General features: G+C 57.9%; 8 protein-coding genes. 4 read left to right on the top strand and 4 right to left on the bottom strand.

Going from position 1 to position 9,869, the window contains the following annotated elements:
• Window positions 1–203 precede the first annotated feature (203 nt).
• The gene (locus NA78x_RS22430) at window positions 204–2,114 is read right to left on the bottom strand and encodes an ABC transporter ATP-binding protein (protein WP_425614616.1); all 1,911 of its coding nucleotides are present in this window, start codon (window positions 2,112–2,114) and stop codon (window positions 204–206) included.
• Window positions 2,115–2,295: 181 nt separating this feature from the next.
• Here NA78x_RS22430 and NA78x_RS22425 point away from each other — a divergent pair, with 181 nt between their 5' ends.
• A complete protein-coding gene (locus tag NA78x_RS22425) occupies window positions 2,296–3,015 on the top strand; it encodes a 3-keto-disaccharide hydrolase (RefSeq protein ID WP_425614615.1) in 720 nt (239 codons plus the stop codon).
• 190 nt (window positions 3,016–3,205) lie between these two features.
• On the opposite strand, the gene NA78x_RS22420 is transcribed toward NA78x_RS22425, so the two are convergent.
• A complete protein-coding gene (locus NA78x_RS22420) occupies window positions 3,206–3,493 on the bottom strand; it encodes a hypothetical protein (RefSeq protein WP_425614614.1) in 288 nt (95 codons plus the stop codon).
• Between the two features lie 82 nt (window positions 3,494–3,575).
• Window positions 3,576–4,535, bottom strand: coding sequence for a ThuA domain-containing protein (locus NA78x_RS22415; protein ID WP_425614613.1), 960 nt, complete (start codon window positions 4,533–4,535; stop codon window positions 3,576–3,578).
• Window positions 4,536–4,717: 182 nt separating this feature from the next.
• On the opposite strand from NA78x_RS22415, the gene NA78x_RS22410 reads away from it, so the two are divergent.
• Together NA78x_RS22410 and NA78x_RS22405 are read left to right on the top strand one after the other, a co-directional pair.
• Complete coding sequence (locus NA78x_RS22410) at window positions 4,718–5,521, top strand: PIG-L deacetylase family protein (RefSeq protein WP_425614612.1); 804 nt, start codon at window positions 4,718–4,720, stop codon at window positions 5,519–5,521.
• Between the two features lie 23 nt (window positions 5,522–5,544).
• Window positions 5,545–7,197 carry an AAA family ATPase gene (locus tag NA78x_RS22405; RefSeq protein WP_425614611.1) on the top strand — a complete coding sequence of 551 codons (1,653 nt, stop codon included), beginning with the start codon at window positions 5,545–5,547 and terminating at the stop codon, window positions 7,195–7,197.
• Between the two features lie 22 nt (window positions 7,198–7,219).
• Here NA78x_RS22405 and NA78x_RS22400 read toward each other — a convergent pair whose 3' ends face one another.
• A complete protein-coding gene (locus NA78x_RS22400; protein WP_425614610.1) occupies window positions 7,220–8,896 on the bottom strand; it encodes a hypothetical protein in 1,677 nt (558 codons plus the stop codon).
• Between the two features lie 257 nt (window positions 8,897–9,153).
• Between NA78x_RS22400 and NA78x_RS22395 the strand changes: the two genes are divergently transcribed.
• Window positions 9,154–9,864: a response regulator transcription factor gene (locus tag NA78x_RS22395; RefSeq protein WP_425614609.1), complete on the top strand. Its 711-nt coding sequence runs from the start codon at window positions 9,154–9,156 to the stop codon at window positions 9,862–9,864.
• The last annotated feature ends 5 nt before the right edge of the window (window positions 9,865–9,869 follow it).

Here is a 9,869-nt window from a genome sequence, read left to right as displayed (position 1 = left end):
TAACCTTCAGAGGCAGCGATTCAGAGTCATCCCACCAACAGGGCGGACGAACGAAAGCGCCGGGATAACCTTCGATTGTAGTCGAGGGCTCCCAAAATCACTCGCGTCTGGTCGCTTCCCTGGTCAAGATTTCGCATGCGATCTTGGGCCGGTCATGCCAATTTGTCCGATTATGCCGTTCCAGCTTTGGTGCGATAGTCTCTCTAGTGGTCGGCGGTCATTTGCGACTCCACCATTTGCCGGTAACGGCCGCTCCGGGCGAGCAATTCGACATGAGTGCCCGTTTCCACAACTCGCCCTTGCTCAAGCACGACGATCTTGTCAGCTCGGGCGATGGTGCTCAGACGGTGAGCAATCACCAGCGACGATCGGCCCCGCATCAGTCTTTCGAGACTTTGGTGGATGAGTCGTTCGCTCTCGGAATCAAGATTGCTGGTCGCTTCATCCAGAATCAGGATCCTCGGATTGGCCAGCAAGGCCCGCGCAATCGCCAGGCGTTGCCGCTGACCACCGCTCAAACGCACACCGCGCTCGCCGATAAGTGTCTCGTATCCTTTCTCGAGTTCACATATAAACTCGTGGGCATTGGCTGCCACCGCCGCCTCTTGAACTTGCTCCATGGTCGCACTTCGCGACGCGTAGCCAATGTTGTCCGCAATGCTGCCATCGAACAGAAACACATCCTGCTCGACGATTCCCAGCAGACCTCGGTAGTCGTCGACAGGCAGCGAACGCAGGTCGCGACCATCAAGATAAATGCTCCCCGCCGTGGGATCGTAAAACCGGGCGACTAGATTGCAGAGCGTCGTTTTACCTGCCCCGCTCCGGCCAACGAGGGCCACGACACTACCGGGCGCAATCTCCAAGTTAATGTCTTGAACCGCTGCTTGCTTGGCTGCGGGATACTGAAACGAAACATCGCGAAACTCAATGCGTCCCTGAACGGCACCGGCGCTTAACGCTGCCGTCGGCGGCGTGTGAGCCGTCTCGAGTGGTTCGCCCAGCAAGTCCAGCACGCGATCCAGCCCAGCGAGGTTATTCTGAAACGTCGTTGCACTATTGGCCAGCGTTTCCAACGGTCCCAGCAGCATCGTCAAATAGACAAGGAACATGGTGACGTCGCCGATCGTCAGTCTGCCTTGCAACACCTGCGAGCCGCCGTAAATCAACAGGGCGATCGACGAGAGCGGAATCATGACATCCCAGATCAGCTCAATGATTCGCGTCCACCACCACACGAACAACTGCTGTCTCGCCATCAAGTGATTGCCGGTCACGTAGCGGTGTGTTTCGTTCCGTTCGCGACCATAGGTGCGGACGATGCGAATGCCGCCAAAGGCCTCGGTGGTTTGCCCGTCAATGTCTTGCCGCAGCGAGCGAATATCCCGATACAGCGGCCGGATTCTGCTGATCCAGGTGCGATGCGTCACATACACGGCTGGCAGTAGCAGCAGGCCCCCCATCGTCATTCGCCAATCAACCCAGGTCAGCACCAGCAAACTGCCAATCAACTGAATGACTGCCCGCCACGGGTTGTAGATCATGCTGAAGACCAGTTCCGAAATCCCGCCGGCATCATCGCGCAGCAGACTCGTCGCTCCGCCAGATTTCAACTGATACACGCGGTGCAGCGGCAAGCGAACCGCATGCGCAAAGACACGCCTTCGAATGGCGACGTGCAAGCGATTGACGGTCTTCGTCGCCAACCAACGCCCGGTGAGAGAGACCACCGATGTCAGCAGCGAGACGCCGACGACGACAGCGCCGACCAAGTACAGCAGCTGATAGCGATCGGTCGGCAGCTGCCACTCTTGGCTCCACCAGTCCGGTAACGGCTTGTTGGTGAGGATATTGTCGATGACCAGCTTGGTTGCCAATGGCGGTACCAATTGCAGCAGCGTCGCCAGGGTTAAGGTCGCCAGAGCAATGGCAACTGGCAATCGATGCCCGCGCAGCAGTACTAGAAATTCACGCAGCAATTGACCGAACGAACGAGTCCGTTTGGTTTTCTTCTCCGAGTCATCCTCAGCATCGACCGCAGCCTGGCCGAGATTTCTCGCTCGCACCTTTTGCCGGTAGTCTTTGAATCGCTGGCTGCTGCTGGCAATCGTCATCGTGGTCTTCCGAAGAATAGGACGGCGCTAAATGCGCCTCCGTTAATCATCGGGTCCTGTCCTGGGTGGGCAAGGGCACTACGGTGTTCGTTTCCCGCGAAGTGTCTTGCTCTGAGGCGTGCCACCTACGATCATGGCTGCAGTCTCGCTTGTACTTCCTTCCTGTTTGGAGACTCCCACCATGTCGGTTCGCTGGGCCTTTTTCGCCCTTCTGTTCGGCTTCCTGCTGTCAATTTCCGCATTCGCGGCCGATTCACCTGCGCAGCCACCTGAGGGCTTTGTCGCGATCTTCAACGGCAAAGACCTGACCGGTTGGCACGGCGGCAAGACCGAGGATCCGCTTAAGCGGCTCGCCTTGTCCCCCGAGGATCGAGCCGAAGCCGACAAGAAGACACTCGCAGATATCAACATGCACTGGACCGTCGAGAACGGGGAGCTTGTCAACGATGGCAAAGGCCTCTACCTGACGACCGACAAGAGCTACGGAGATTTCGAGCTTCGCCTCGAATACAAGACAGTCGCCAAGGCCGACTCGGGCGTTTATCTGCGCGGCATCCCGCAGGTGCAGATTTGGGACTACACCAAGGAAGGTGGCAAATGGGATCGCCAGGCCGACAAAGGCTCCGGCGGCCTCTTCAACAATACGGGCAAGGGCAAGATCCCGCTCGTCTTTGCGGACAAGCCCTTTGGTGAATGGAATGCCTTCCGCATCACGATGGTTAGCGACCTGGTGACCGTGTACCTCAACGACAAGCTCGTCGTCGATCAGGCTCCCCTCATCAACTACTTCGACAAAACCAAGCCGCTCCTCAGTGAGGGGCCCATCCAACTGCAGACACACGGCGGCGAGATCCGCTGGCGCAATGTCTGGCTGCGCGAGATCCCGCGCAGCGCGAAGTGAGTGGCCAAGAGTTAGGTCGGCGTAAGTCGGAGCTGGCGAATCCAGTTCAAACAAAACTCATTCACAATCCGCCGGGTTTGTGAACACGGACGCGCGCCGCACCCGAGGAATACGGAGGGTGCTGTTCACAAACTGCCCCGGTTTGTGAAAGGCCCCCTGATTGAGCGTTTCGCTGCGGCTCGCCCCAATCTCAATCACTTTTGTTGGCGTATCCCAGCAGAAGCAAGATGCTGGCGACCAGTGGCACGACAATCCAGATCCAATACGAAATCCAGAACTCGATCGGCTGCCTGATGCGAGAAACAGAGTTTCGCTTGGAAGTAAAGTGGCCAGTTAGGACGCTCAGAATCTGACCGGCGGTGATGAGTAAATTGAAACCCAAAAGCATGGCCGCTTGAAACAAGTCAGCAGCATCGGTCCAAGTCGCTGCAATCACGGCCACGACCGCGAACAAATGAACGACCACAGCAAGCGACACGGCCAGTTTTGTAACTCGCGGATCGTGCTGTGGAAGTTCTTTTGTCAAAGTTGATTCGCAACTACGTCGCGTCAACGCTTTGCTATTTGTTTTTCTCGATCGCCTCGGCCTTCGACTTCTTCTCTTGCTCGGCCGACACATCTGGATTCGGCGTCGCATCGCCGTCGACCAGGTTCAATTCCCACTTGATACCAGCAAGGAGTGAATCCATATAGCGCTCGTCGGCCCACACCGCTTCGTTGTGACCCAGGCTCATGTGCATGGCCTTGCCTTCACCATAGTTCTTTACCCAGGCAATTGGCACATGGTACGGGCCTTCGCCGATTCGTGCCCGGACCTTGGCGGCCTCTTCCGGCTTACCTTTCTTTTCCAGATCGTTGGCTTGGTTCTTCAACTGCTCATCGATCTTGTTCGCTGACTTGGCCATGTTCAGGCTCATCAGCACGCGTACCTTGTCGGGCTGCCAATTCTTAAAGCGATAGATTTCGTCCTTGATCGAGAACTCTTCCCCCCAAGGCTTGCTGACCGGGTGCTTCGTATCGTGCACGCTAACGGTGACGGTGTCGCCGGAGCCCCAAGGATGCCCGTTGAATGTGCCGCCGATCATGTCCCAGTAAGGCTGATAATTGTGGTACGTATCTGCGGCCGAGTGGGTACCGATAAAGCCGTGCCCCTTCTTCGTCAGCCATTCTTTGAAGAAGTAATCGAGATCTTCCGGTTTGATCGGCAGATTGCCGGTCGTGTAGAAGAGGACGATGTCGTAGTTCTGCAGGTTCTCTTTCGTGAAATCCTTGGCGGCATCCTGGCTGCAATCGGCGCGAAACAGATTGCTCTTGATACCGAGCTCAGTGATCGCTTGCTCAGCCGGAGACAACTTGGCCTCCTTGCGGTTCACGCTGCCGTGCTTGAAGCCCGCGCTTTGCGTGATCATCAGCAGGCGATAGCCGCTGGTCTTCGGTTCGGGCTTATCTTGGCCAACCACCACACCCGCGCTGCACAGGGCCAGCAACGCCACCATCATTACGGAGAGACTTCGGTTCATGTGCGAGATTACCTGAGAAACTAGGAACAAACTATCCACTCACGCGCAGCAACATCCGCGCGGTATCTATCGTAAGCCACCGTTGCGCCTCTTGCACGCCGCACCACGATTTTTGCTGCCCGTGCCTTTGTTCCTTCATTTCGAACGGACAAAATTCAATACAATGCCGCAGAGGAATCACCATGACCAAAACTGCCATTGCCATTGCGGCCCACCCGGACGATATCGAATTCTTGATGGCGGGGACGCTCGCGCGATTGAAAGCCGCAGGATACGAAACGCACTATTGGAACCTAGCCAATGGCTGCTGCGGGACGACGCAGTACGACGTGCCAACCATCGCCCGTATGCGGCGCGAAGAGGGAATGGCTGCTGCAGCAGCCATGGGAGCCATCTTTCACGACAGCATCTGCGATGACCTGAGCATTTTCTATGACAAGCCCACGCTGGCCCGCGTCGCGGCGGTCATTCGAGAGGTATCGCCGTCGATCGTCCTCACGCACGCGCCGGTCGATTACATGGAAGATCACACGAACACTTGCCGTCTGGCAACCACGGCCGCCTTCACTCGCGGCATGCCCAACTTTGTGACGGACCCCGTGCGCACGCCGGTCGAGGGCAAAGTGACCGTCTATCACGCGCAGCCTTACTCGCACCGCGATCCGCTGGGAAATCTCGTTGAGCCCAAGCTGATGGTCGATGTGACGAGCCTGAAAGAGCACAAACGTCAATGGTTGTCGTTGCATGTCAGCCAAAAGGCGTGGCTCGACGAGAGCCAGGGGCTCGATTCGTATTTAGATACGCTCACTGGACTTGATGCGGAAGTGGGACGCATGTCGTGCGTCTTCGAGTATGCTGAGGGCTGGCGACGGCACATGCACATGGGCTTTTGCGATCCTGCGGACGATCCGCTGCGCGAAGCGCTCGGCTCGCACGTACTCGTGGCCGGTGTGCCGTCCCCGCAACCTCCGCCGGGCGAAGTCTAACGCCGCTCTCCGCCTTCCCAAGTATGACTCTCGCAACCTTCGACGATATCTGTCACGACTTCGATCAAACGCTGCTCGCGTGCCGAGAGTTGTATGTCAGCTCGGCCCATTTGTGCTTGGAAGAATGTCCGCACCTCGTTCCCAGAGAACCTGAAGCCTACATCGAACTGCTCGACAACTTGCATCGCGGGCTGCTCCTGAAAATCTTCTCGGCGGTCGCTAGTAGCGACCGTGTGTGTAGTGCCGCCGAACAGAAACTGGCCGCTCGACTTTTATCGCACGCGTGGCAAGAGGGGATGGACGAATCTCGCGTGCGCGACGTGCTCCCGCATGTGATGACACAGGCCAGTTCGCTAAACTGGTACAGCCTGGTACGGCCATTCGATGTGATGCCGCCGCTGCAACGCCGCGTGGGTGAATTAGAAACCATTGTGATGCGACTAGCCAATCTCACCGCCAAAGCCGATGGCGTGGTTTCACCCGTCGAAGCCGGCATGCTGCGGACGATTCAAGGTGAAATCGACCGGCATCTCAAGCTGATGCCCATTGATGATGTGCTGGAAGACCCTTCTGCCCATTCTACTCCCCGGCAACGTGATCGCCTTGCGAACTCGCAGCCCATCATCGTCGGCGCCTCATCAACGCCGGTGAAACAGTTGGAGCAGCCGCCAGGCACGCCTCAAGAGCAAATCGCCGCTGCGCTCGCCGAACTCGATGCGCTGATCGGCCTGGCGGCCATCAAGCAAGAAGTTCGCACTCTGGTCAATGTGCTGCAGTTACAACGCCAGCGCAAGGAGTTGGGTCTGCCGCAAACGCCCCTCAGTTTGCATCTCGTCTTTCGCGGCAATCCCGGGACCGGCAAAACGACCGTGGCCCGCATCATCGGTCGCATCTACTCAGCACTCGGCTTGCTCGAGAAAGGTCATCTCGTCGAAGTCGATCGAAGTGCACTCGTCGCCGAGTTTGCCGGTCAGACGGGACCCAAGACTCAGCGCAAGATCGACGAAGCAATTGGCGGTCTGCTCTTCATTGACGAAGCGTACAGCCTCGTTAATGCGGGACGCGAAGATCCGTATGGTCAGGAAGCGGTGCAGGCTCTTCTCAAACGCATGGAAGACGATCGTCATCGGCTGGCGGTGATTCTCGCCGGCTACCCCGAACCGCTCGATGCGCTGCTCAAAAGCAATCCCGGCCTGTCCTCGCGCATCAATACCAATCTCACCTTCGTGGACTATGGCCCTGGCGAACTCTCGCAGATCTTTCGCAAACTCTGCGAGCAGAATCAGTATCGCGTCGTCGGCGCGGCACAGGCTCGCCTGCTGTTGGCTCTGCGCTGGTTGCACGACGAGCGAGATGAGCATTTCGGCAATGGACGGCTCGTGCGCAACCTGTTTGAGCAGTCGATTCGCAGACTCGCCAACCGCGTGGCGAGTATCGCTCCGCTGACGAAGGAACTACTCACGACGTTCGAGGCTGATGATATTGCCGTGTCGGGCGTACCCGAGTCCGCCGTGAAGATTAATGCCGAAGATCCACCCAAGCTGCGGATCGCGTGCCCACATTGCGGCGCGACGGTGAAGACCTTTGCCAATTGGCTCGGCAAGATGGTTCGCTGCCCCAAGTGTGACGGGCGGTTTGTCGGCGAGTGGGGAGAACTCTCTGAGCCGGAAGCGTAAGCGCCCGGAGAGGTATTTGCGCCTACGCTTCCTTCCACACCCATCCCAGCGGAATGTTCAGTTCGTGCTCGGCGATCTTCGCCCAGGGTGTACCCGGGTGTTCGTCCTTCACCCGCTGTAGATATATGATGGCTTTTTCGGACATCTTTTGAATCGCACTACCTGTCTCGATTGTCGTGCCATTCTCCAGCAGCCATTCGCGACTGTTGGCATTCTCAAAGTTTTTGCCGCGCTTGAGCGCCGCGAGCATGGCGTTGTAGCCATCGAGTCGCACCTTGGCGGCGAGCGTGCGGCCAATCGCCAAGTCGAACTCAGCCTGCAATCGCGGACTGGTGAGCGCATCGCGATCGCCTTCACCGGCATTCAAGATGTTGTAAAGCTGATCGACATTGGGCGAATGCCGCGCGGCAAACTGCTGGGCGGTGTTCAGCTGCCGCTGCATTTGTGCTTCGTTCTTCTTTTCGAATCGCTGCGACGGCACCGCATCGATGCTGATCGGTTCCAGCTTGGCTGCATCGACGAGCGCTTGCCGGGCCTTGTTCTTGGCGAGCAACTGCTGATAGTCAGCCTGCGAGACGTACTCGGGTGCGTACTTAGCCGCGACCTTCGGATCGAAACGTAGTTCGCTGCCATCGGGCCAGAAGCGATGCCCCACGCCACTCACCCCGTATTGATAACGGCCTCCCAGCGGAGGACGAATGGCGATGAACTCGCCACCACTGGCCCGAGCCAGGCGCTCAAGCGCGAAAGGACCGAAGCCCGAATCGATCATGCTGAGATTTTCGCGCGAGCCATACTGATTGCCCCACATCTCAATATTGACGCGCTCCGACAGGACCGATTCCGGGCCATGCGTGGGATAGGTGTCATCGTCGGGCCCCTTCGACTTTGCGCCCGCGACTAGATACGGATTCGTCTGGCCCCACGGTGCCGGAGAACCGATTACGTAAACGGGAATTGCATTCTTTTTAAAGATCTCGGCGAGACCATCCACCTTGTCCGCATCGTTGCCGGCTTCATCGGTGATGACCACAAACATCACCTCGCGCCTGTCTTGCGTCCGCAGGGGCAGGTACTTGTCGATTGCCTGTTGAATCGCGGTGAAGGTCAGTTCCTTACCCGTCTCGGCAATCTTCACCTGGTCGAATGCGGCCTTCGCCTTTTGCCAATCACTGACAGGCGGATCGAGTGTGAACTCGATCTGGTCGTCGTACATCACGACGGCTGTGAGCAGGTTTTGCTCGGCGCCGACCGTAGCCTGCCGAATCTCGGGCGAGTCGTACATGGCTTTGGCGGCCTGGGTGCCATCGGTCACCAGCTTGCTTGCACTGGGCGTGCGGTCGATGATCCAGACGACTAACGTCGGGCCCACGTCGAGCGATGCTCGCACGGCGGCACTGATCCGCCGGATAGCAACTTCTTCCGGTTTGCCCGTGATGAGGGCCGTCGCCCGGCTGGCCTGAAACGAGCGTTCGAGGTCGCTGGCGTCACTCTGGATGGGCTCGCGACGCTTGAGGTTCGGGTTGGGTTGAACCGGCTTCGGCTTTTTCGACGGAACCAGAATCTTGCGATTCTTGTAGTCCTTCGTCTTTTGCTGACGCGATTCCAGCGATTTCATGCTCGCCTCTTGGCATCCCAACAGCGGGCCAATCACGACCAGCATCAGCAAGGCGACGAGCCAGCGGGGAGCAGCAAACACGGCAATATCCTTGATGGTTCTGGCAGAGATGCAATGCGAGCAGAGTTTTCGTTCAAAAAAGCATTCTAACGGAGAAATTCTAACAGGGTGCTGCGAAAAACTCACGCAGCTGTTCCGTCGCCAATTCGCAACAGTCGTTACAAAGGCGTTACCCCCCTGCTGGCATGTGGGGAGCTAGAATCGACTGCAGAAGCGTCGCTCCCTCGGGGGCAGCTAGAATGTTGGTGGCCTCCGAGTGGTGCGCCCAGGAAGCAATGATGAATGCCCGCACGATTTTGACCGTCGAAGACGATGCTGCCATTCGCCGCGGCATTGTCGATTCGCTGCGCTATGTGGGTTTTACCGTGTTGCAAGCCGGGCACGGTGATCTCGGCCGCGAGATGGCCGTGCAGCAATCGTACGACCTGCTGTTGCTCGATCTGGTTCTGCCTGGTTGTTCGGGGCTCGATATTTTGCGAGCCGTGCGCTCGACTCGTCCGACTCAGCCTGTGATCATCCTCACCGCGCGCGGTGAAGAGCAAGATCGAGTCGAAGGCTTACGCGCGGGTGCCGACGACTACGTCGTGAAACCGTTTAGTGTCAAAGAGCTTCTTGCTCGCGTTGATGCGGTGCTTCGCCGCTCCCCCGCACGACCGAGCGATGTCGAACAAATCGCGCTTCCGAGTGGTTCGGCCGATTTGGCTCGTCGCGAAGTTCGCTTCCAGAATGGTGAGCGAACAGAGCTCTCCGAGCGGGAAGTAGAACTGTTGCGTTACCTGGCCAGTCATCCGCAGCGCGCGATCTCGCGCGATGAGCTGCTCGCCAACGTCTGGCGAATCAATCCGGATGGTCTACCAACGCGCACCATCGATATGCACATCGTCCGCCTGCGCGAGAAGTTGCGTGATGATCCCGCTCAGCCTCGCGTGCTGTTAACCGTGCGTGGCAAGGGCTACATGTTTGCCAATTCCGAACTGTCGTCTTCTTAGGCTTG

The organism is Anatilimnocola aquadivae, from assembly GCF_049819085.1.
GTDB lineage: Bacteria > Planctomycetota > Planctomycetia > Pirellulales > Pirellulaceae > Anatilimnocola.
This window is presented reverse-complemented; position numbering and strand designations above follow the sequence as displayed.

Coding starts and splice junctions, on each gene's coding strand:
- NA78x_RS22410 (WP_425614612.1), top strand. CDS start 4,718: ATGACCAAAACTGCCATTGCCATTGCGGCCCACCCGGACGATATCGAA.
- NA78x_RS22430 (WP_425614616.1), bottom strand. CDS start 2,114: ATGACGATTGCCAGCAGCAGCCAGCGATTCAAAGACTACCGGCAAAAG.
- NA78x_RS22425 (WP_425614615.1), top strand. CDS start 2,296: ATGTCGGTTCGCTGGGCCTTTTTCGCCCTTCTGTTCGGCTTCCTGCTG.
- NA78x_RS22405 (WP_425614611.1), top strand. CDS start 5,545: ATGACTCTCGCAACCTTCGACGATATCTGTCACGACTTCGATCAAACG.
- NA78x_RS22415 (WP_425614613.1), bottom strand. CDS start 4,535: ATGAACCGAAGTCTCTCCGTAATGATGGTGGCGTTGCTGGCCCTGTGC.
- NA78x_RS22395 (WP_425614609.1), top strand. CDS start 9,154: ATGAATGCCCGCACGATTTTGACCGTCGAAGACGATGCTGCCATTCGC.